Raw genomic sequence first — 20,093 nt, 5'->3', positions numbered from 1 at the left:
GTTTGGGTAATTGAGTCCTGAAAGGTGTCTTGTTTTACCGATAGCAACTGCGTGCTCATCGGTGTGATGGGACACCACCCCTTAGTCCACAGGTTCTCATATGAGCGATAACGTCTATGTTACCAGCCCGTTTTTGCCTCCTCTCGAGGAGTTTCTTCCTTATCTGGAAAAAATTTGGCAAAACCGGATCCGGACAAACGGCGGTGAGTTTCACCAGCAGCTTGAGGCTGCGCTTGCAGAATATTTGGGTGTGGAACATCTGTGTCTGTTTTCTAACGGAACGCTGGCGCTACTGACTGCGCTAGAGGCGCTGCGCATTAGGGGGAAGTGATCACCACGCCTTATTCGTTTGTGGCAACGTCGCACTCGCTGCTGCGGAATGGCTTAACGCCGGTGTTTGCAGATATTGATCCGATTACCTGCAATATCGATCCGTCCAAAATAGAATCTCTGATCACCCCGTCGACATCGGCAATTTTACCTGTGTATTGCTAAGGTATTCCATGTGATGTGGATGCTATTCAGGAGATTGCAGATGCCTGCGGGCTGAAGGTTATCAATGACGCCGCAGCCCGAATTCTGGCAATTCCTCAAACAGCAGGGTGCAACCTCATTATCCGGCGTACCCTATAGCTGGGAGATGCTGAAGAAACTGCGTTTTATCCGCATGGATCTCCCTTCATTAAAAACGTTAACCCAGGCCGGCGGAAAGCTGCGCCCCGGGCTGCAACGGGAGTTAGCTGAATGGGCCGGGCAAAAAGGTATGCGCTTTTTTGTTATGTACGGCGCCTCGGAGGCCACTTCACGCATGGGGTACCTGCCAGCTGAACTCGGTGCCAGCAACCCCGGCGTGATGGGCATGGCGATCCCAGGTGGTCGTTTTGCGCTCGAGGACGATGAGGGAAATGAGGTCATCGAGAGTGGTCAGCGCGCGGAGCTCATTTACTACGGCGAGAATGTGACGCTGGGCTATGCCACCTGCCGAGAGGACCTCAACAAAGATGATGAACGTCGAGGGCGTCTGGCGACGGGCGATCTGGCCCTGCGCGATGAAAAGGGTTTGTACACCATTGTTGGGCGTAAATCGCGTTTTTTAAAAGTTTTTGGTAACCGCGTTGGGTTTGATGAGCTGGAGCATCTGGTGAACAGTTCTTTCCCTCAGATGGAGTGTGTGGTGACTGGCCGGGACGATCGCGTTCAGGTGTTTATTACCGACGCGGCTGCGGCAGAGCCGTTAAAACACTATCTCTCGACCTCCTGCAATCTTCATTACTCAGCGTTTAACGTCGTTAGTATAGATACCATCCCCAAGAATCCGGCGGGTAAAACCTTATACCGCGAGCTGGAGGCGCTCTGTGACTGAGTTTGACGAGTGGCTAAGCCACGACCCTTACGCCTTAACGCGCGAGGAAAAGCGCTCCGCGCTGCTCCAGCGTTTGCAAAAACTGACCCGGCATCACCAGCAATATTGCACCGCCTACCGCAATATACTGCAGGGGCTGGGAAGCCGTGTTGAGGACATTAAGACGATTGAAGATATCCCATTTATACCGGTTTCATTGTTTAAATCGCTGGCGTTAAAAAGCGTTCCGAATGAAGACGTGGTAAAAACCATGACCTCATCCGGCACTACCGGGCAAAGCGTCTCACGCATCTTTCTCGATAAAACCACGGCAGCACGTCAGCAAAAAACGCTGGTCAGAATTGTGAACCATTTTACTGGTGCGGGCCGACTGCCGATGTTGATTATTGATACCCCCACCGTAATGAAAGACCGGAATATGTTCTCGGCTCGTGGGGCAGGTATTCTCGGATTTTCAATTTTTGGTTCAGATCGCTTCTATGCATTAAATGATGATATGACGCTCAATTACGACGGGGTAAACGCTTTTCTGGCGCGCCACCAGGGGAAGTCGATCCTCCTGTTTGGCTTTACCTTTATGGTCTGGCAGCATTTTTACCAGGCGTTAAACGCAAGTGGTAAAACGCTGGATCTGGCGAACGGGATCCTCATTCATGGTGGCGGCTGGAAGCTGCTGCAGTCGCAGGCGGTTACTGCGGATGCTCTCTCTAAAGCGCTGCACAACGTCAGCGGTTTAACGCGCGTCTACGACTATTACGGCATGGTGGAAGTATATATGCAGTGCGAGCACGGGCATTTTCACGCCAGTATTTTCTCCGATGTGATCGTGCGCGATCCACTTGATTTTTCTACCTGTCCTCCGGGTAAGCCGGGTATTCTCTCCCCGAGTCCTATCCGGGTCACTCACTCCTGACCGAGGATGAGGGCGTTCTTCTGGGCGAGGATGATTGTCCATGTGGCAGGGCAGGTAAGTATTTTCGAATTTTAGGCCGACTAAAAAATGCAGAGACCAGAGGGTGCAGTGATACCTATGCCGCAGAATTTTGACGCCCTGCGCTACCGCGTGGGTAATGCCCAGGTACTGGCGCAGATGGCGCAAATCAAACCGCGCGTACCGTTCGATGACGAGATCCTGGAGTTTTTACAGGCATTCTCGCGAACGCTGCCTGCGCTGGCGCAGTCACGTGAATTTAGCGATGTGGTTTCCTTGGCATTCTGGTGCCGGAAATCTGCTCTCAGACAAATGAAAGAGACTTACACACCAGACGGTATCCTGCTGGGGAGAGGTGTTGTCTTTCATATTGCCCCGTCAAACGTCGCGGTCAATTTTGCCTATTCTTTGCTTACCGGGCTGTTGACCGGCAATGCGAATATCGTTCGTCTCCCGTCTAAAAAATTCATTCAGGTTAATATTATTTGCCAGGCTCTTAACCAGACGTTGGAAGAGCATGCGGCAATACGCGAATTGATTTGTCTGGTTGAATACAACCATGAGGATGAAATAACTCAGGCACTTTCCGCAGTGTGTCAGGCACGTTTAATCTGGGGGGCGACAGGACGATTACAGATATTCGTAAATTTTCCCTGCCACCCCGCACGGTGGATATTGCTTTTGCTGACCGGTACTCCATTTGTGTAATTAATGCTGATTATTATCTTGCTGTCGAAAATAAAAGGCGTATTGCTGAAGATTTCTTTAACGATACGTTATTAACACAACAGCAAGCTTGTACGGCACCGAAGCTGGTGGTCTGGACGGGAGAGAAGGAGAGTAAAGCAGCGGCCCGAGAGCAGTTTTGGTCAGGTTTTCATCGCTGGCTTTGTGATCGACCGGCACTTGAATCCGTCGCAGTAGTTAACGCTCTGGCTAATTATTGCCGATACGCCGCAGAAGATCCGCGATTAAAATATATTGCGGCACCCACCCGGCGTTTTTTACGAGCAGAGGCGACCGCTGTCAGCCAGAAAATGTTGGAGGAACATCGCGGCGATGGCCTTTTCTATGAATGGTTGGTTGATGATATATTGGAGATCGTTCCGGTATGCGGCGTGAAATGCCAGACGCTCGCTACGTTGGGCGTTCCAGAAGAAATGATTAATCGTCTGATTATTCGGGGCGCACCTAAAGGTATTGATCGCATTGTTCCGCTTGGGCAAACCATGAACTTTTCTTTGCACTGGGACGGATATGATTTGCTGAAAATGTTGACCAGAACCTTAGTCTTGAAACGCGGGTAACTTGTCGGCCACACTCTCATTTTTACTATAACCCCTAAATAACCACCCATTTCACCCACTATTCATCCAATTGAACGCCCTGCAGAATCGGATAATCATGCCGATAACTCAACTAACGCAGGGCTGTTTATCGTGAATTCACTCTATACCGCTGAAGGTGTAATGGATAAACACTCGCTGTGGCAGCGTTATGTCCCGCTGGTGCGTCACGAAGCATTGCGCCTCCAGGTGCGCTTGCCGGCGAGCGTGGAACTGGACGATCTGCTACAGGCGGGCGGTATCGGGTTATTGAATGCAGTTGACCGATACGACGCTCTGCAAGGAACGGCATTTACGACTTACGCAGTTCAGCGTATTCGTGGTGCGATGCTGGACGAACTGCGCAGTCGCGACTGGGTGCCGCGCAGTGTTCGCCGTAACGCCCGCGAAGTGGCGCATGCGATAGGGCAGCTGGAACAGGAACTGGGACGTAACGCAACGGAAACTGAAGTGGCGGAACGTCTTGGCATTGCTGTTGAAGAGTATCGTCAGATGTTGCTCGATACCAACAATAGCCAACTCTTCTCTTATGACGAGTGGCGCGAAGAGCATGGCGATAGCATCGAGCTGGTGACGGATGAGCATCAGCAAGAAAACCCGTTACACCATTTAATGGAAGGTAATTTACGCCAGCGCGTAATGGAAGCGATTGAAGCTTTACCGGAACGCGAGCAGCTGGTGTTGACCCTTTATTACCAGGAAGAGCTAAACCTCAAAGAGATTGGCGCTGTTCTGGAGGTGGGAGAATCGCGGGTGAGCCAGTTGCACAGCCAGGCCATTAAACGCTTACGAACAAAGCTGGGTAAGTTATAGGTGATTAATTCACCTGGGAAATGCCGCACAACGTATTGACAACCAGGAGTTATCATGACGGTGCAGCAATCTAAAAGACGGCCTTTAAGCCGCTACCTGAAAGACTTTAAACACAGCCAGACGCATTGCGCCCACTGTAACAAGTTACTCGATCGTATCACGCTGGTTCGTCGTGGCGAAATCGTCAATAAGATCGCGATTTCTCGTCTCGACACGTTGATGGATGAATCAGCATGGCTCGAAGAACAGAAAGAGTGGGTGGCGCTTTGCCGTTTCTGTGGCGATCTCCACTGCAAAGAGCAAAGCGACTTCTTCGATATTATCGGCTTCAAACAGTTCCTGTTTGAACAAACGGAGATGAGCCATGGGACCGTTCGCGAATATGTCGTTCGCCTGCGTCGCCTCGGGCAACATCTGACCGTAAACAACATTTCCCGCGATCTGCTGAAGACCGGTTATCTGGATGAAAATCTGGAGCCGTGGCTGCCTGCAACCAGCACCAACAATTACCGTATTGCGCTGCGCAAGTATGCACAATACAAGGTGCAAATGCCGGGCGTTATGAAGCAGAAAGCGCTCGCCGGAACAACTTCTGATATATATTAAAAAAGAATAAGATGTAGCGCAGTCGCCTTTGACGTTACAGGCGATTTATCTACACTACGTAAAAATTCCACTATATCGGGGTATTTATGAAATTTGCACTTCTGGGTCGTCAGGCGCTGATGGGTGTTATGGCCGTTGCGCTGGTTGCGGGCATGAGCGTGAAAACGTTCGCCGCAGAAAACCTGCTGAATAAAGTAAAAGAGCGCGGTACGCTGCTGGTCGGGCTGGAAGGAACCTATCCTCCGTTCAGCTTCCAGGGCGATGACGGTAAGCTGACCGGTTTTGAAGTGGAGTTTGCAGAAGAACTGGCGAAGCACCTTGGCGTTAAAGCGTCCCTGAAACCGACCAAATGGGATGGTATGCTGGCGTCGCTGGATTCCAAACGTATTGATGTGGTGATTAACCAGGTGACCATTTCAGACGAGCGTAAGAAGAAGTATGACTTCTCTACGCCGTACACCGTGTCCGGTATTCAGGCGCTGGTGAAGAAAGGCAACGAAGGTACCATCAAAACCGCTGCAGACCTGAAAGGGAAGAAAGTCGGTGTGGGTCTGGGAACCAACTACGAAGAGTGGTTGCGCCAGAACGTTCAGGGCGTGGATATCCGCACCTATGATGATGACCCGACGAAATACCAGGACCTGCGCGTGGGCCGTATTGACGCGATTCTGGTTGACCGCCTGGCGGCGCTGGATCTGGTGAAGAAAACCAATAATACCCTGGCAGTAGCGGGTGATGCGTTCTCTCGTCAGGAATCAGGTGTGGCCGTTCGTAAAGGCAACGAAGACCTGGTAAAAGCCATTGATACTGCGATTGCTGATATGCAGAAAGACGGAAGTCTGAAAGCACTCTCTGAGAAGTGGTTCGGGGCAGACGTCACGAAATAAGTTTCTGACGTTAAAAAAAGGCGCTTTTAAAAGCGCCTTTTTTATTTCTTACGCGTCTGCGTGCATAATGAAAAATATCACATTTTGTCTGAGCTACCGGAGAACCCATGTCACTACAGAATTTAACGCGCTTTCCTCGCCTGGAGTTTATCGGCGCACCGACTCCGCTGGAGTATCTGCCGCGATTTTCTGATTATTTAGGACGCGATATTTTTATTAAGCGTGATGACGTGACGCCAATGGCAATGGGTGGCAACAAACTGCGCAAGCTGGAGTTTCTGGCGGCTGATGCGCTGCGCGAAGGGGCGGATACGCTCATTACTGCCGGGGCCATTCAGTCCAACCACGTTCGTCAGACGGCGGCAGTGGCAGCAAAACTTGGGCTCCATTGCGTGGCCTTGCTGGAGAACCCGATTGGGACGCGGGCAGAAAACTATCTGACCAACGGTAACCGTCTGCTGTTAGATCTCTTTAACGTGCAGGTTGAGATGGTGGATGCCTTGAACGACCCGACCGAACAGCTTGATGAACTGGCGACACGTCTGGAAGCGCAGGGCTTTCGTCCCTACGTTATTCCTGTCGGTGGCTCGAACGCGCTGGGTGCGCTGGGGTATGTGGAAAGCGCGCTGGAAATTGCTCAGCAGTGCGAGGGCGCGGTCAACCTCTCATCCGTCGTGGTGGCCTCAGGCAGTGCGGGCACGCATGCCGGGCTGGCGGTGGGGCTCGAACAACTGCTGCCGGACGTCGAGCTGATTGGCGTGACGGTATCCCGCAGCGTCGCGGACCAGAAACCGAAAGTGGTCACCTTGCAGCAGGCGGTAGCAGAACAACTGGAGCTCAAGGCAAAGGCCGATATTGTGCTCTGGGATGACTACTTTGCGCCGGGTTATGGCACGCCTAACGAAGAGGGCATGGAAGCGGTTAAGCTGCTGGCTCGCCTTGAGGGTATTTTGCTTGATCCGGTCTATACCGGTAAAGCGATGGCCGGGCTTATTGATGGCATTGCACAGAAACGCTTTAAGGATGAAGGGCCGATTTTATTTGTCCATACCGGCGGGGCGCCTGCGCTGTTTGCCTACCATCCTCATGTCTAAAAATCAGGTCGAAAAATAATAATGCAAGAAAGTATTCAACTGGTTATTGATTCTCTGCCGTATTTGCTGAAAGGTGCGGTATTTACGTTACAACTCAGTATTGGCGGGATGTTCTTTGGGCTGGTGCTGGGCTTTGTGCTGGCCTTAATGCGCATGTCACCGGTTTTACCGGTGCGTTGGCTGGCGCGTTTTTATATCTCTGTGTTTCGCGGTACGCCACTTATCGCTCAGCTCTTTATGATTTACTACGGTTTACCGCAGTTTGGTATCGAGCTGGATCCGATTCCGGCGGCAATGATTGGCCTGTCGCTTAATACCGCGGCATATACCTCAGAAACGCTGCGTGCGGCCATCTCCTCTATTGACAAAGGACAATGGGAAGCCGCCGCCAGTATCGGGATGACGCCATGGCAGACGCTGCGCCGGGCCATTCTGCCGCAGGCCGCGAGAGTCGCGCTTCCGCCACTTAGCAACAGCTTCATCAGTCTGGTGAAAGATACTTCTCTGGCGGCGACGATTCAGGTGCCGGAGCTGTTCCGCCAGGCGCAGCTCATTACCTCGCGTACGCTGGAAGTCTTCACGATGTATCTGGCGGCCTCGCTGATTTACTGGGTGATGGCGACGGTGCTGTCTGCCCTGCAAAACTATTTCGAAAACCAGCTTAACCGCCAGGAGCGTGATCCAAAATGAGTGCTATCGACGTCAAAAACCTGGTGAAAAAATTCCACGGTCAAACGGTGCTCCACGGGATTGATCTGGAAGTTGAGCAAGGGGAAGTGGTGGCAATTATCGGACCGAGTGGTTCGGGAAAGACGACGCTGCTGCGCAGCATTAACCTGCTGGAACAGCCGGAAGGTGGAACCATCCGTGTCGGTGATATAACCATTGATACCGGCAAATCCATCAGTCAGCAGAAAGGGTTAATTCGCCGTTTGCGCCAGCATGTTGGCTTCGTTTTCCAGAACTTCAATCTTTTCCCGCACCGCACGGTGCTGGAAAACATTATTGAAGGGCCGGTAATTGTGAAAGGGGAATCAAAAGAGGAAGCAACAGTTCGAGCGCGTGAACTGCTTGCCAAAGTCGGGCTGGCGGGTAAAGAAACCAGCTACCCGCGCCGTTTGTCAGGGGGGCAACAGCAGCGCGTGGCAATCGCGCGTGCGCTGGCCATGCGTCCTGACGTGATCCTGTTTGATGAGCCTACCTCTGCACTCGACCCTGAGCTGGTGGGGGAAGTGTTGAACACTATTCGTCAGCTGGCTCAGGAAAAACGTACGATGGTTATCGTGACCCATGAAATGAGCTTTGCCCGCGATGTTGCCGACAGAGCCATCTTCATGGATCAAGGGCGAATTGTGGAGCAGGGGCCGGCGAAAAGCCTGTTTGCTAACCCTCAGCAGCCGCGAACTCGCCAGTTCCTGGAAAAATTCCTCATGCAGTAGCATTTTTGCACTAATTTGCTCCAGGAATTTAGCCTGGGGCAAATTATTCTCCTTTATCGCCTTATCCCATGTTTTTTTATTCCATCCAGCTCGGATAAACCTTATCAATAGTAAAGTTAATTGTGCTATTGCCGATATTTTGTAGTTAGAAATAAGTTTTATGTGTTAATTTATATTCACCATAATAATGATTATCTTTTCAGGGGCTTCATTTAGTAAGTATGAAGGATTCAGACTTTTTCACCTGGCGACGGGATTGCTCCCTCCGGTTTCAGGAATTGACCTGTGCCGACGAGGTATATCAGGAACTACAGAGACAAACTCAGGCGCTTGAATTTGATTATTACGCACTCTGTGTGCGTCATCCCGTGCCATTTACGCGTCCTAAGATTGCAGTGCATACCACTTACCCAAAGCAGTGGATGGCGCAATATCAATCTGCGAACTATTTCACGGTTGATCCAGTGTTAAAACCCGAGAATTTCATTCATGGTCATTTACCCTGGACCGATGAATTATTTGCGGATGCTCAGGAATTATGGAACAGCGCGCAAGACCACGGTTTACGTAAAGGAATAACGCAGTGTCTGATGCTGCCGAATCACGCACTCGGTTTTCTGTCGGTTTCCCGTACTAGTGTGCTGGAAATACCCTTAGCCAGCGAAGAAATAGAATTACGCTTGCAGATGCTGGTACAAATGGCCTTAACCACGCTGACCCGTTTTGAAGATGAGATGGTCATGCAGCCTGAAATGAAATTCAGCAAGCGTGAGCGCGAAATTCTGAAATGGACCGCGGAAGGGAAGACGTCAGCGGAAATAGCGATCATTCTTTCAATTTCGGAGAATACCGTTAACTTCCATCAGAAGAATATGCAGAAGAAATTCAACGCGCCAAACAAGACGCAGATTGCGTGCTATGCGGCGGCAACGGGACTGATCTGATTAAACTCTACGTTCTGCGTGCCAGACGAGCTAACGGCTGAATGCAATGCATCCAGCCGTTTTTTATTACTGGCGGTAGGCTTGTTTGATTTGCTTAACGGTGTTGGCAAATACCGCTGATTCCGCCTGGTCTTCCATCTGCGCGATTTGTTTTTCCATTTTAATGATCACACGACCGGCATCAGCCTGGCCCATCGCCTGTAGCATCAGTGTTAGCAACGCCTTCAGACAGTTTACTTCCTGTGCCAGTTCCTGGTTATTCTCCGCAGTGGCAAATTCAGGTGTGCTCATTTATTTTCCTCATTATTAAACGGCGCTAAAGCGCGACGACGAAAGTCAAGGCGGCGGAGTATACCACAAGCTGCAGCAAAAAATGCAGCGGTTGTTTTTCGTACTTTTACGCAGATGTTTAATTGCGTAAACAGAGCGTGCCCGTAAACTGAGCGACAGCCAGTGGCTATTAATTGTTTATGTCCGGTTCGCTTGCCGTTAATTATTGTTACAAAAATTTGAATGCTGTTTTCTGGTGGGGAATCTCTGCAATTTTTTTGTAACTATTTGAATACAGATGCTTAAAAATAGCCGCAAAAGCCCTGAATGCACGGACCCGCTTTCCAGAGCCTGTACAGGCTAATTTCCAGAAACGAGAGCAAAATCGAATAGCCAGTTTTTTAACGTTTTAATCTTGTGAGGAAAACCGTTAATATAAACCAAATTATCACTCAGTAGCGTTATCCCTATTCTGGAGACATTTCCTTTGATCAACGTCCTTCTTGTTGATGACCACGAACTGGTGCGCGCAGGGATACGACGCATTCTTGAAGATATTAAAGGTATTAAAGTTGCCGGTGAGGCGTGCTGTGGGGAAGATGCCGTAAAATGGTACCGCACAAACTCGGCCGATGTGGTGCTAATGGATATGAACATGCCCGGTATCGGTGGACTCGAAGCAACACGCAAAATTGCGCGGACTTTCGTCGATACGAAAGTCATCATGCTGACCGTGCATACCGAAAATCCTCTGCCCGCGAAAGTGATGCAGGCGGGTGCTGCGGGTTACCTGAGTAAAGGTGCTGCACCACAAGAAGTTGTTAATGCTATCCGCTCTGTGTTTGCCGGACAGCGTTACATCGCCTCCGACATTGCTCAGCAGATGGCGCTAAGTCAGATCGAGCCTGAGAAAAACGAATCACCGTTCGCCAGTTTGTCTGAGCGTGAATTGCAGATTATGCTGATGATCACCAAAGGTCAGAAGGTGAATGAGATCTCGGAGCAACTGAATCTCAGCCCGAAAACGGTGAACAGCTATCGTTATCGGATGTTCAGTAAACTGAACATTCATGGTGATGTCGAACTGACTCATCTGGCCATCCGACATGGTTTGTGTAATGCGGAGACGTTGTTAAGTCAGTGAGCGATGTGTTCGATTCAAAAGCGTTTCTGAAAACCGTAACCAGCCAGCCTGGCGTCTATCGCATGTATGACGCTGGCGGCACGGTTATCTATGTGGGGAAGGCAAAAGATCTTAAAAAACGCCTCTCCAGCTATTTCCGCAGCAACCTTGCCTCCCGTAAGACCGAAGCATTGGTCTCACTCATTCAGAACATTGATGTCACCGTCACGCATACCGAAACCGAAGCGCTGCTGCTTGAGCACAACTATATAAAGCTCTACCAGCCGCGCTATAACGTCCTGTTGCGTGATGATAAATCCTATCCATTTATCTTTCTGAGTGGTGATACCCATCCGCGTCTTGCTATGCACCGCGGTGCAAAGCATGCGAAAGGTGAATATTTTGGACCGTTTCCTAACGGCTATGCCGTTCGCGAGACGCTGGCGCTGCTGCAGAAAATTTTCCCGATCCGCCAGTGTGAAAATAGCGTCTACCGTAACCGATCGCGTCCGTGCCTGCAGTACCAGATTGGGCGTTGTCTGGGGCCCTGCGTTGCCGGGCTGGTGAGTGAAGAAGAGTATGCTCAGCAGGTTGATTATGTGCGCCTGTTTTTGGCTGGAAAGGACGATCAGGTATTAACGCAGCTGATCGAACGGATGGAAAAAGCCAGCGCCGCACTCGAGTTTGAAGAGGCAGCGCGTATCCGCGACCAGATCCAAGCGGTGCGCAGAGTCACTGAGAAGCAGTTTGTCTCAAATACTGGTGACGATCTCGACGTCATCGGCGTGGCCTTTGACGCCGGGATGGCCTGTGTGCACGTTCTCTTTATTCGTCAGGGCAAAGTGCTCGGCAGCCGCAGCTATTTCCCAAAAGTGCCTGGCGGCACCGAGCTGGGTGAAGTGGTGGAAACCTTTGTCGGCCAGTTCTATCTGCAGGGGAGCCAGATGCGCACGCTGCCATCGGAGATCCTGCTTGATTTTAACCTCGGTGATAAAACGCTGCTGGCAGATTCGCTTTCTGAACTCGCCGGTCGTCGGGTTAACGTACAAACCAAACCGCGTGGCGATCGCGCGCGTTATCTGAAGCTGGCACGAACCAACGCGGCGACGGCGCTCACGACGAAGCTATCTCAGCAATCTACGGTGAGCCAGCGCTTAACCGCCCTGGCGACGCTGCTGAAGCTGCCGGAAGTGAAACGTATGGAGTGTTTCGACATCAGCCATACGATGGGTGAACAGACGGTAGCGTCCTGTGTGGTGTTTGATGCCAATGGCCCACTGCGCGCCGAGTATCGCCGCTATAACATAACCGGAATAACGCCAGGTGATGATTATGCGGCCATGAATCAGGTGCTGCGCCGTCGCTATGGTAAAGCGATTGAAGAGAGCAAAATCCCGGATGTGATCCTGATTGACGGTGGGAAAGGGCAGCTCGGCCAGGCGAAAGCGGTATTTGAATCGCTTGATGTCAGTTGGGATAAAAACCATCCGCTGCTGCTGGGTGTCGCAAAAGGGGCCGATCGCAAGGCTGGTCTGGAAACGCTTTTCTTCGAGCCGGAAGGTGAGGGGTTCAGCCTGCCGCCGGACTCCCCGGCGTTGCATGTCATTCAGCATATTCGCGATGAATCACACGATCATGCTATCAGCGGTCATCGTAAAAAACGGGCAAAGGTAAAAAATACCAGTACCCTGGAAACGATTGAAGGCGTGGGGCCAAAACGTCGTCAGATGCTGCTGAAATATATGGGTGGATTGCAAGGATTACTCAACGCCAGCATGGAGGAAATTGCAAAAGTGCCGGGTATTTCGCAAGGGCTGGCAGAAAAGATCTACTACTCGTTGAAACATTGAGGGCTCTGTAGCAACATAGAGCTAAATTTTACTGACAACAAACAGTTACCGTCATTATGCAATTTAATATCCCTACGTTGCTCACTCTCTTTCGTGTCGTGCTTATTCCGTTCTTTGTACTGGCGTTTTACCTGCCGGTTGTCTGGGCACCTTTCGCCTGTGCATTGATCTTCCTGATTGCAGCAGTCACCGACTGGTTTGACGGCTACCTGGCACGTCGCTGGAATCAAAGTACCCGTTTTGGTGCCTTTCTCGATCCCGTTGCTGATAAAGTGATGGTCGCTATCGCGATGGTGCTGGTGGCCGAGCATTATCATACCTGGTGGGTGACGCTGCCTGCGGCGACGATGATCGGCCGTGAAATTATTATCTCTGCACTGCGTGAGTGGATGGCTGAACTGGGTAAACGCAGCAGCGTGGCGGTCTCCTGGATTGGTAAAGTGAAAACGACTGCGCAAATGGCTGCGCTGGTCTGGATGCTCTGGCGTCCGAACGCCTGGGTTGAGTGGGCGGGGATTGGCCTGCTGTGGGTTGCGGCAGTGCTGACGCTGTGGTCAATGCTGCAATATTTAAACGCTGCCCGCGGGGATTTGCTTGATCAGTGATCGTTTCGCCGTAATTTTCAGCAAACGATCCTGGGATGCAAAAAATAACGTTGACTCATAACGTCATATCAGTAGAATGCAACGCATCGAACGGCGGCACAGCAAGCCGGACGATAATGAAATCAAGTGGTTATAAGTCAACTTGATGACATGCGGGAATAGCTCAGTTGGTAGAGCACGACCTTGCCAAGGTCGGGGTCGCGAGTTCGAGTCTCGTTTCCCGCTCCAGATTAAAGACATGCGCAATAGCGGGTGTCAGTTTGAAAGATTTAACGGCGCGTTAGCAAAGCGGTTATGTAGCGGATTGCAAATCCGTCTAGTCCGGTTCGACTCCGGAACGCGCCTCCACTTTCTTCCCTGGCCGGATGGTGGAATCGGTAGACACAAGGGATTTAAAATCCCTCGGCGTTCGCGCTGTGTGGGTTCAAGTCCCACTCCGGCTACCATGGGAAATAAAGAATAAAATCAATGATAAGCAGTGTCGTATAAACCACCTACGGGTGGTTTTTTATTGCCTGTTTTTCGCCATTCGCCATTGTTTCGCCATTCAACTTCGCCAGAGAAAGAGGGCATTACTGCCCCCCGACCACCGGTACTACAGATATCTTTCGGTTATATCGTGCTGTCTGCGAAGCATTTTTGTGGCCTGATATTTCCTGTTTCTCATGCAGAGTTCCTTCCAGATCAGATATCCCTTTAGCTTTCAGATCGTGGAACGTGAAGTTAAATTCGAGTTCAGGGAATTTATCAGCGGCTAACTTTTTCGCTTTCATCCACTGAGCATTAAAGGCATCTCGTGTATAACGAGAACCTGACTGCTGGTGGATTACGTACAAGCTCACCATGCCACTATTTAAAGGAAGTGAATCGGCCAGGGTGATCGCATTTGATAGGCGAACTGTCCACGCTTTAATCTGACTCACTGCCGTCTTGCTTTGCTGAATTAGAATCCCTTCATCCAGTATCTGACTCTTTTTAAGATTCAGAATGTCTCCCTGGCGTGCGCAGCATAAATAGGCCAACTCCATAGCAATTTTCACCGGGACCGACGAAACACTAAATAGTGCATCATATTCCTTATCCGTCACGTACCTGGTGCGGGCCTGCTCTTTAAACTGCTTCACACCCTGGCATGGATTCATCTTCACTTTGCCACGCTCATATGCCCACCTGAACACCCTCGACATAAACGCTTTCTCGCGGTTCGCCTGAACCCTGCTCTTAACACCCCTCTTATCCATATACTTTCTGATGTGCTCCGGCTTGATGTTTTCTGGTTTCATTTTGCCGAAAACGACATTTACCTTTGAACCATATTTCCGGTAATCCTTTCTGGTTTCTGTTGCCAGCTCATGGAAGTCACCTGAGTTAAAAAACTCTTCGCACAGAGCATGGAAGTTGGAACCAACCTTGATATCGTTGATGAAGTTTTCATAGGCAGCCCAGACCTGAGATTTAGTAAGATCGTGATTGCAAAGTCTCACAGTTCTGCCGTCTGGCGTTCTGAATTCATAAGCTGACTTGCCCCGACGAACGCGGGGCGGCATCCAGTTATCATCTGGGTTTTTGCGGATTCTGGGCATTACATGTCCTTAAAGTTTGGTTCTTCTTCCTCTGGATTATTCACTACCAGCTTCAGTCCAGCAGGATTAGTAACATGATCCCATGTAGTACCAGGTCTGCCGTCTTTTCGCGGTACGAAAAACACACCGCTTTCTTTCAGTGCTCGGCACTGAAGGGAAGGGCGGCGATAACCAGTAAGCTGATAAAGGTCATCAGGGGTAAGAAAACGTTGGCTTTGTCCGCTCATCGTATAGCTCTCCACTTAACCGGCTGCACCCGGCTATCTCTTATAGAAAATGCAAGATGAACATCCACCACGGAGTCCATCATTGCAGGTACGACATCTCTTTGTTTCAGTGTTATACAGCTGGTGGACCATCTCCTTAGGCATGAGAACCGGCATCGGCACACGGATGACCAACTTCCTGAGCCTGTCTATTTCAGCGGCGTGCTCGATGGCGATTTGCTTCCAGTCCTGCGCTTCGGCGATCCACCAGGCGATATCGGCCTTGAGGCGGCGCAAGCGCCGCTGTTTGAGTTTGCTCACCATGTCCACCCCGCCTGGTCGATTACGCCCCAGGTGAGGAGCACGAACATCACGGCGTCGAATGGGTTAGACATCAATCGTCATCCTCGTCATCCTCGTCATCATCTTCATCGCAGGATGCGAGTAGAGGATTCATTCGGCGGCCTACTTGGCTGGCGTAGCCGCGTCGACCGAGGTTGTGCAGCACTCCGTAGATTTCGAACATCTCTGTTCTTTCGTCGCCAATATCTAGCTCACAGGCCAGTGTGTGGCATTCAGTAGCGAGCGCCGATATCTTCTTAAGCAATTCGGATTTACTCACGGCTTCACCTCCTGCTGAGGTGCTGCTGCATTCTCGGCCGCCATTGCAGCATCGATTTGCTCGCGCAATTTTGTGGCGTGATGATCATCCTGTTCATCCGTGATGGCTTGAGACCATAAAATATTATGGCTTCCGTAAACTAGCGGCTCGCGGACGTTCACAGTTTTTGAGACAAGCCAGTCCATGCGCTGAACGTCATCCGGAATCACCGGAGAGTTGAGTTGTTCGGAATTACCGAACGACTGAAGCATGGCGGCGCGGCAGGCGTTACCTTTGCGCTCATACTGAATTCCATGCACAGCTAACACAGCCATCAACTTTTCTATCTGAACAACGATACCCTCACTGCTGATGAATTCATTCGGTAGTTTCACTACTGGCGATGACTGCGGATTAGCGTATAGCGGTATACGACGGTGACTTTGCACTCTGTCGCCATCTGAAAGTTGATACCAATCGCCTGGTTTATCTGAGTAGAAATAACCAACCGGTTCCGCTTCGAGCGATGCCAGCGCGATTTCCGATGAACGCAGTTCAAGTTTCAGATAGTCACGATAGCCACGATCAATATGCATGCTGGCTATAAGACCCTTCCGATGTTCAATCCGCGTGCGCAAATGCTCGACCAGCTGCTCTTTGGTGAATTCTCTGGTAATAGTGCTCATGGATTAGTCCTCTCCTTGGATGCGGATGCCTGATAGCCAGTTACGAATTCCGATATACTCTGCGTTCCTGAAGCCGCTTTTGGCGTAGATGAATGGCAGTCGAAGGTTATGTCCGTTACATGCCAGATAGTCTTTGCAGCCCTTCTCGGTGAAGCAGCAAGTAACAAATTCATCAATCTCTTTCACTGCAACCCTGCGCCACTTTTCGGGCGTCTCGCGGAAGTTTTCGTGAAGCAATTCCAGACGCATTCTTTGGCGCTGAGTGGCCTCATTTCCATCCTCATCAATCCACACGATGCGGGAATGGTCATAGTCTTCATGAGTAACAATTTCCCTCTTCTGGTACACGCAAAACATTGGATCAGATGTGACCCTGTTATCCTGCGTTCGAATGTTTTCACCTATGACGCTGAATGCGTTGGGAGCAGTCCTCGCCTCCAGCTCAGCAATCCGCTTATCTGCGGCTTCCCATTTCGCGTGCAGCAACGAATAGTTTTCGCTGACTGTCTTAATGACGTGACGCAGATTATCTGCATCCATATCGTCAACAACTGGCAGCAGCATGTTCGGCGTGAGAATGTCATTCAGGCGCTTGTCTTTGGCTTCCAGCTCATCCAGCAGCGCCAGCACGGCTTTTGGGTTAGCTGCGGCGATGAATATCGCATTACGCTTTTCTGGCGATGAAGCGATAATGTCTTCTTTGGTGAAGGAGAATTTACCGTGAGTAATTCCATTAAATTTCGTTAATGCCATTCTCCATGGGCCTGGTGTCGCCTTCTCAGCTGCTTCACGCAGCGCCTGTTTGTCGATGTTGCTCATTGGTCGGCCTCCTCTATGCGCTTAAATTCGATTACCCAGACCCATGGGTTGAACTGCCAGCTTTCAGCGCCGTAGATGGATTGCCAGGTCTGGCCGTACCATGAACGGGAAAAATCAGGGAACCCGTGCTGCTGAGAAACTGCATCGATTGATGGGTGGCTTTGTGGGGCGCCTTCCGCTACGGCATCTGCCTGGCTAATATCCTGCAATCGCTCAACTCGCACGCCGACAATTTCCAGCGTGATGCGACTGGCCCAGCGCGGCATGTGAATGGAAGGCGTCCAGCGTATTTCATCAACCGGCGGCACATTCTCGTAATGAGCTGGAACGTGCTCAGGGTAATTCGCGCGATAAAGTTTCAGGTCCGGCGCGCCAGCACCAGCTTCTGCCCACGTTTCGCGCACCCAGATGCGATCGCCGACGGAACCGAAGGGGCAGCGAAGAGCATCGTTGATCATGTCTGAAACGTGGATGCTTTGACCGGGCTCGTACATTACAGGTTGTGGCTTGATGATTCGCCGCGTCTGCGTCTTCCTGCCGTCGAGAATGGCGCGAACCATCTCAGAGTTGAAAATCATTCCGCGCTCTTTCATGAGCGCACTCCTTTGCGAAGCTCGTCGGCGAAGTTCTCAGCATCTGCGGCCATGCCAGCAGCCTCTTCAGACATCCTCATGCTTCGGCTGCGCAGAGCCTGCTGTCGTTCTCGCTTATGTGCGGCAAACATTTCCACACCCTGCGCCCGCACTTCAGCCAGGAAAACATCTGTCTCCGGGGTTTTCTTCATGACGTAGACAGTGTCCTCTCCAGCCTCATGCCCGCAAATGTAGCCATGTAACACCGGTTGATATGTTTCACGTCCAAACAGCCCAAGGCGCTCACCCAATTCCTGAATATCAGCACCATCCAGCGATGCACCATCAGCAGCAGCACGGAAGCAGGTTTTGACAAAATCCTTCAGCCCCGCATTCTCCGCAGCCAGCGCCGAAGCATCATCACGAACCTTACGAAGTTCCAGAACTGCAACCTGAACTGCATAAGCGAACATAGCGGAAGGGCGGTTACAATCGATCTCAGCATCGCGCTGCATATTGACTGCAACAGTCATCAGTTCATCCAGTTGTTCGCCGGTCATTGGTTTATTGGTTGTCATGATTATTTTCCTGCTGCAGTTTGTATTGCTTAACGAAGTGGGCCACAGCTTTAGACTGGCTCGCCACAATTTGCTTATCGCCTAAATCCAGTGTGACGTTCTTCCCGCGATAGATAACGGCTTTTCCAATATCCTTACCGTCCATCCTTACGTAGAGAACCTTCCCTATAATTTCTGTGGTAGGAACTGGCTGAGAAAGTCGGTATGTTTCACGCGCTTCTGCAATCGCTTTGTGCTCATCCATAATTGCCAGCGCTTCAGCAAGGGCAGCGCCTTCTAAAGTGAAAACACCTTCATCACTGATAGCGGCCAGGGCCATCAGCTCAACGAAGCGGCGCGCGTTCTTTACGCTGAGTTCCGGAGCGATAGAACTGCGGGTAACTCTCGTTTTCCCCTGGGCAGCTGCTACTGCCTTATCGTGCTGAAGAACTTTTCCTGCCTGTTCTCCATATTCCATAACGCGATCAACCGCGACATCGACTGACACAGCACCGGATTTAACCTCCTGCTGAACGTCATGGTTCGCCGTACTGAGGAGCAGCAGCTTCTCAACGGTGGCCACAGACTTATTGACCAGTTTCGCTATCTCGCTGGTGGTCTGGTTAAAAGCGTTATGAAGCTCCTGAATAACCGCAGCCTGTTCCATATCGGAAAGTGGCAGCTGGTTGTTACTGGTCATGATGCGCGCCAGACGCTGAACATCGTTACCGTTGAACGGCATGATGTGGATGCGGTCTACTGGCTTGCCAGCTTCAGCACAGCGCGCATAGCAGCGACGACGGCGGTGACCTTCAACAACCCACACACCACCTTCATCACGAGCGATAACTTCCAGTGGAGGAACGGAACCGCCGTTCATCAGGTAGTTGAACAGGTCATCATCAGCCAGGCGGGTGCGCTCATCGTCTTCACGCTTGTTGAAACCTTCACGAACATGGATATCGGAAAGGGCGATAAACATTCCTGTATCGGTGCGCTTAATGCTCCCGTCACGGGTCATCTGTTTGAATGAGTTAGCCATGCTTAACATTCCCCGCGCGCAGGTTGGAAGAATGCAGATTAAGGATGTTGAGAACAGCAACAACACCAGGTGCCTGATGGTTAATCAGTGAAATAACAATCTGGACAGCTTCATCAATACTGTCTGCTGCAAGTTCCCGAGCAACAACATCAGTTGCCGTAGTTGGGAGGGTGTGAACGAGCTTGATAGCTTCGAAAACATCTTCATCGTCACTTGAAGTGAAGGTGTCGTGGATACTCTGAACACCAAATTTCAGCGCGCAGTTTTCTTTTGCCAACTCCTTACGCTGCTCCATCGACTCGCAAAGCGCAACGCTGGTTTGGTCAAGACGGTTTGCGAGCTCATTCATCAGCTGACATGAGGCAGTAGGGAGGTATACAGCCGCTTTACGGGCAAGAGCAACAAGCGTCTCCCTGGTCATACGTGGTTGTAACTCTGTGACGTTCTGTGTGTTCGTCATGGATAGTTTCTCCGTGTTATAAGCGCTCTGCACAGCGCTTAATTTTGGTTGCACGAATCCCTCGCCGATTGGCGAAAAAACATAAAGGGGTTTCGTTTTAGTAAGCACCCAACCAGGGCACTTAGTGAAACGGGCGGCTGCAACCGCCAGTTAGCTTCTCCACAATTGGGAGCGCGTTCTCCTGAGTTGATCTAACGACTGAGGCCTCTCAAGGAACCGGCTGAACGCGCTTTCAGTTGTGAAAAGGGGCGGTCGACATTAAGGACATTCACAACTGCCGACCGCCAAGACTACAC

General features: G+C 50.9%; 24 protein-coding genes, 3 tRNA genes and 2 pseudogenes. 18 read left to right on the top strand and 11 right to left on the bottom strand.

Annotated elements, in window-relative coordinates; all coding sequences use genetic code 11:
* Nucleotides 1–100: 100 nt before the first annotated feature.
* From ACJ9Y9_RS14860 to sdiA, 12 genes and pseudogenes are all read left to right on the top strand, one after another.
* Nucleotides 101–570, top strand: a pseudogene (locus ACJ9Y9_RS14860) (DegT/DnrJ/EryC1/StrS family aminotransferase); the annotation flags it as partial.
* Nucleotides 560–1,363, top strand: a complete 804-nt coding sequence (locus ACJ9Y9_RS14855) for an AMP-binding protein (RefSeq protein ID WP_080282805.1) — start codon at nt 560–562, stop codon at nt 1,361–1,363. The pseudogene ACJ9Y9_RS14860 and the gene ACJ9Y9_RS14855, both read left to right, overlap by 11 nt.
* A pseudogene (locus ACJ9Y9_RS14850) lies at nt 1,356–2,410 on the top strand (acyl-protein synthetase). The gene ACJ9Y9_RS14855 and the pseudogene ACJ9Y9_RS14850 overlap by 8 nt, the downstream one beginning before the upstream one ends.
* Nucleotides 2,394–3,002, top strand: coding sequence for an acyl-CoA reductase (locus ACJ9Y9_RS14845; protein ID WP_229255567.1), 609 nt, complete (start codon nt 2,394–2,396; stop codon nt 3,000–3,002). Before ACJ9Y9_RS14850 ends, ACJ9Y9_RS14845 begins: the two are co-directional and overlap by 17 nt.
* Complete coding sequence (locus tag ACJ9Y9_RS14840; protein ID WP_229255566.1) at nt 2,888–3,601, top strand: acyl-CoA reductase; 714 nt, start codon at nt 2,888–2,890, stop codon at nt 3,599–3,601. Before ACJ9Y9_RS14845 ends, ACJ9Y9_RS14840 begins: the two co-directional genes overlap by 115 nt.
* 132 nt (nt 3,602–3,733) lie before the next feature.
* Entirely contained in the window at nt 3,734–4,453 is a 720-nt protein-coding gene (locus tag ACJ9Y9_RS14835; RefSeq protein ID WP_028019580.1) for an RNA polymerase sigma factor FliA, read from the top strand.
* 54 nt (nt 4,454–4,507) lie between these two features.
* A complete protein-coding gene (fliZ, locus tag ACJ9Y9_RS14830; RefSeq protein ID WP_028019579.1) occupies nt 4,508–5,059 on the top strand; it encodes a flagella biosynthesis regulatory protein FliZ in 552 nt (183 codons plus the stop codon).
* Between the two features lie 86 nt (nt 5,060–5,145).
* Entirely contained in the window at nt 5,146–5,946 is an 801-nt protein-coding gene (gene tcyJ / locus ACJ9Y9_RS14825) for a cystine ABC transporter substrate-binding protein (protein WP_028019578.1), read from the top strand.
* Nucleotides 5,947–6,053: 107 nt separating this feature from the next.
* The gene (gene dcyD, locus ACJ9Y9_RS14820) at nt 6,054–7,040 is read left to right on the top strand and encodes a D-cysteine desulfhydrase (RefSeq protein WP_028019577.1); all 987 of its coding nucleotides are present in this window, start codon (nt 6,054–6,056) and stop codon (nt 7,038–7,040) included.
* A gap of 21 nt (nt 7,041–7,061) precedes the next feature.
* Nucleotides 7,062–7,730, top strand: coding sequence for a cystine ABC transporter permease (gene tcyL, locus ACJ9Y9_RS14815; protein ID WP_028019576.1), 669 nt, complete (start codon nt 7,062–7,064; stop codon nt 7,728–7,730).
* A complete protein-coding gene (tcyN, locus tag ACJ9Y9_RS14810) occupies nt 7,727–8,479 on the top strand; it encodes an L-cystine ABC transporter ATP-binding protein TcyN (RefSeq protein ID WP_023312288.1) in 753 nt (250 codons plus the stop codon). The genes tcyL and tcyN overlap by 4 nt, the downstream gene beginning before the upstream one ends.
* A gap of 221 nt (nt 8,480–8,700) precedes the next feature.
* Nucleotides 8,701–9,423 carry a transcriptional regulator SdiA gene (gene sdiA, locus ACJ9Y9_RS14805; RefSeq protein WP_028019575.1) on the top strand — a complete coding sequence of 241 codons (723 nt, stop codon included), beginning with the start codon at nt 8,701–8,703 and terminating at the stop codon, nt 9,421–9,423.
* A gap of 66 nt (nt 9,424–9,489) precedes the next feature.
* Here the strand turns inward: sdiA and ACJ9Y9_RS14800 are convergent, their stop codons facing one another.
* Nucleotides 9,490–9,714: a DUF2594 family protein gene (locus ACJ9Y9_RS14800; RefSeq protein WP_014832453.1), complete on the bottom strand. Its 225-nt coding sequence runs from the start codon at nt 9,712–9,714 to the stop codon at nt 9,490–9,492.
* 466 nt (nt 9,715–10,180) lie between these two features.
* On the opposite strand from ACJ9Y9_RS14800, the gene uvrY reads away from it, so the two are divergent.
* The 6 genes from uvrY (at nt 10,181) to ACJ9Y9_RS14770 (ending at nt 13,717) form a co-directional block, all read left to right on the top strand.
* Nucleotides 10,181–10,837, top strand: a complete 657-nt coding sequence (gene uvrY / locus ACJ9Y9_RS14795; RefSeq protein ID WP_407226181.1) for a UvrY/SirA/GacA family response regulator transcription factor — start codon at nt 10,181–10,183, stop codon at nt 10,835–10,837.
* Nucleotides 10,834–12,666: an excinuclease ABC subunit UvrC gene (gene uvrC, locus ACJ9Y9_RS14790; RefSeq protein ID WP_028019573.1), complete on the top strand. Its 1,833-nt coding sequence runs from the start codon at nt 10,834–10,836 to the stop codon at nt 12,664–12,666. Before uvrY ends, uvrC begins: the two co-directional genes overlap by 4 nt.
* Before the next feature lie 56 nt (nt 12,667–12,722).
* Nucleotides 12,723–13,271 carry a CDP-diacylglycerol--glycerol-3-phosphate 3-phosphatidyltransferase gene (gene pgsA / locus ACJ9Y9_RS14785; RefSeq protein ID WP_028019572.1) on the top strand — a complete coding sequence of 183 codons (549 nt, stop codon included), beginning with the start codon at nt 12,723–12,725 and terminating at the stop codon, nt 13,269–13,271.
* Between the two features lie 152 nt (nt 13,272–13,423).
* Nucleotides 13,424–13,499, top strand: a tRNA-Gly gene (locus ACJ9Y9_RS14780).
* Between the two features lie 46 nt (nt 13,500–13,545).
* Nucleotides 13,546–13,619, top strand: a tRNA-Cys gene (locus tag ACJ9Y9_RS14775).
* Nucleotides 13,620–13,630: 11 nt separating this feature from the next.
* Nucleotides 13,631–13,717 (top strand) — tRNA-Leu (locus tag ACJ9Y9_RS14770).
* A gap of 126 nt (nt 13,718–13,843) precedes the next feature.
* Here the strand turns inward: ACJ9Y9_RS14770 and ACJ9Y9_RS14765 are convergent.
* From ACJ9Y9_RS14765 to ACJ9Y9_RS14720, 10 genes are all read right to left on the bottom strand, one after another.
* Nucleotides 13,844–14,854 carry a tyrosine-type recombinase/integrase gene (locus ACJ9Y9_RS14765; RefSeq protein WP_028019571.1) on the bottom strand — a complete coding sequence of 337 codons (1,011 nt, stop codon included), beginning with the start codon at nt 14,852–14,854 and terminating at the stop codon, nt 13,844–13,846.
* Nucleotides 14,854–15,081 (bottom strand): DUF4224 domain-containing protein, encoded by a 228-nt coding sequence (locus tag ACJ9Y9_RS14760; protein ID WP_016063584.1) that lies wholly within the window; start codon nt 15,079–15,081, stop codon nt 14,854–14,856. The genes ACJ9Y9_RS14765 and ACJ9Y9_RS14760 overlap by 1 nt, the downstream gene beginning before the upstream one ends.
* Nucleotides 15,082–15,114: 33 nt before the next feature.
* Nucleotides 15,115–15,384 (bottom strand): hypothetical protein, encoded by a 270-nt coding sequence (locus ACJ9Y9_RS14755; protein ID WP_028019570.1) that lies wholly within the window; start codon nt 15,382–15,384, stop codon nt 15,115–15,117.
* 70 nt (nt 15,385–15,454) lie between these two features.
* Nucleotides 15,455–15,682 carry a hypothetical protein gene (locus ACJ9Y9_RS14750; protein ID WP_407226180.1) on the bottom strand — a complete coding sequence of 76 codons (228 nt, stop codon included), beginning with the start codon at nt 15,680–15,682 and terminating at the stop codon, nt 15,455–15,457.
* Nucleotides 15,679–16,347: a hypothetical protein gene (locus tag ACJ9Y9_RS14745; RefSeq protein ID WP_050482963.1), complete on the bottom strand. Its 669-nt coding sequence runs from the start codon at nt 16,345–16,347 to the stop codon at nt 15,679–15,681. Before ACJ9Y9_RS14745 ends, ACJ9Y9_RS14750 begins: the two co-directional genes overlap by 4 nt.
* A gap of 3 nt (nt 16,348–16,350) precedes the next feature.
* Entirely contained in the window at nt 16,351–17,166 is an 816-nt protein-coding gene (locus tag ACJ9Y9_RS14740) for an ead/Ea22-like family protein (RefSeq protein WP_028019568.1), read from the bottom strand.
* Nucleotides 17,163–17,759: a hypothetical protein gene (locus tag ACJ9Y9_RS14735; RefSeq protein ID WP_028019567.1), complete on the bottom strand. Its 597-nt coding sequence runs from the start codon at nt 17,757–17,759 to the stop codon at nt 17,163–17,165. Before ACJ9Y9_RS14735 ends, ACJ9Y9_RS14740 begins: the two co-directional genes overlap by 4 nt.
* Entirely contained in the window at nt 17,756–18,316 is a 561-nt protein-coding gene (locus ACJ9Y9_RS14730; RefSeq protein ID WP_050482962.1) for a hypothetical protein, read from the bottom strand. The genes ACJ9Y9_RS14735 and ACJ9Y9_RS14730 overlap by 4 nt, the downstream gene beginning before the upstream one ends.
* Nucleotides 18,303–19,337, bottom strand: a complete 1,035-nt coding sequence (locus ACJ9Y9_RS14725) for a chromosome partitioning protein ParB (RefSeq protein WP_028019566.1) — start codon at nt 19,335–19,337, stop codon at nt 18,303–18,305. Before ACJ9Y9_RS14725 ends, ACJ9Y9_RS14730 begins: the two co-directional genes overlap by 14 nt.
* Entirely contained in the window at nt 19,330–19,797 is a 468-nt protein-coding gene (locus ACJ9Y9_RS14720) for a hypothetical protein (RefSeq protein WP_229255565.1), read from the bottom strand. Before ACJ9Y9_RS14720 ends, ACJ9Y9_RS14725 begins: the two co-directional genes overlap by 8 nt.
* Nucleotides 19,798–20,093: the final 296 nt, after the last annotated feature.

Origin of the sequence: Enterobacter sp. CPE_E1241 (assembly GCF_045618265.1) — a bacterium.
Taxonomy (GTDB): Bacteria; Pseudomonadota; Gammaproteobacteria; order Enterobacterales; family Enterobacteriaceae; genus Enterobacter; species Enterobacter adelaidei.
Note: the sequence above shows the minus strand (reverse complement) of the source record. Positions and strands in the feature narration are given on the sequence as shown.

Coding starts and splice junctions, on each gene's coding strand:
- ACJ9Y9_RS14845 (WP_229255567.1), top strand. CDS start 2,394: ATGCCGCAGAATTTTGACGCCCTGCGCTACCGCGTGGGTAATGCCCAG.
- ACJ9Y9_RS14730 (WP_050482962.1), bottom strand. CDS start 18,316: ATGACAACCAATAAACCAATGACCGGCGAACAACTGGATGAACTGATG.
- ACJ9Y9_RS14760 (WP_016063584.1), bottom strand. CDS start 15,081: ATGAGCGGACAAAGCCAACGTTTTCTTACCCCTGATGACCTTTATCAG.
- ACJ9Y9_RS14720 (WP_229255565.1), bottom strand. CDS start 19,797: ATGACGAACACACAGAACGTCACAGAGTTACAACCACGTATGACCAGG.
- ACJ9Y9_RS14745 (WP_050482963.1), bottom strand. CDS start 16,347: ATGAGCACTATTACCAGAGAATTCACCAAAGAGCAGCTGGTCGAGCAT.
- ACJ9Y9_RS14735 (WP_028019567.1), bottom strand. CDS start 17,759: ATGAAAGAGCGCGGAATGATTTTCAACTCTGAGATGGTTCGCGCCATT.
- ACJ9Y9_RS14740 (WP_028019568.1), bottom strand. CDS start 17,166: ATGAGCAACATCGACAAACAGGCGCTGCGTGAAGCAGCTGAGAAGGCG.
- dcyD (WP_028019577.1), top strand. CDS start 6,054: ATGTCACTACAGAATTTAACGCGCTTTCCTCGCCTGGAGTTTATCGGC.
- ACJ9Y9_RS14855 (WP_080282805.1), top strand. CDS start 560: ATGACGCCGCAGCCCGAATTCTGGCAATTCCTCAAACAGCAGGGTGCA.
- ACJ9Y9_RS14725 (WP_028019566.1), bottom strand. CDS start 19,337: ATGGCTAACTCATTCAAACAGATGACCCGTGACGGGAGCATTAAGCGC.
- fliZ (WP_028019579.1), top strand. CDS start 4,508: ATGACGGTGCAGCAATCTAAAAGACGGCCTTTAAGCCGCTACCTGAAA.
- pgsA (WP_028019572.1), top strand. CDS start 12,723: ATGCAATTTAATATCCCTACGTTGCTCACTCTCTTTCGTGTCGTGCTT.
- ACJ9Y9_RS14800 (WP_014832453.1), bottom strand. CDS start 9,714: ATGAGCACACCTGAATTTGCCACTGCGGAGAATAACCAGGAACTGGCA.
- sdiA (WP_028019575.1), top strand. CDS start 8,701: ATGAAGGATTCAGACTTTTTCACCTGGCGACGGGATTGCTCCCTCCGG.
- tcyN (WP_023312288.1), top strand. CDS start 7,727: ATGAGTGCTATCGACGTCAAAAACCTGGTGAAAAAATTCCACGGTCAA.
- ACJ9Y9_RS14765 (WP_028019571.1), bottom strand. CDS start 14,854: ATGCCCAGAATCCGCAAAAACCCAGATGATAACTGGATGCCGCCCCGC.
- ACJ9Y9_RS14755 (WP_028019570.1), bottom strand. CDS start 15,384: ATGGTGAGCAAACTCAAACAGCGGCGCTTGCGCCGCCTCAAGGCCGAT.
- tcyL (WP_028019576.1), top strand. CDS start 7,062: ATGCAAGAAAGTATTCAACTGGTTATTGATTCTCTGCCGTATTTGCTG.
- tcyJ (WP_028019578.1), top strand. CDS start 5,146: ATGAAATTTGCACTTCTGGGTCGTCAGGCGCTGATGGGTGTTATGGCC.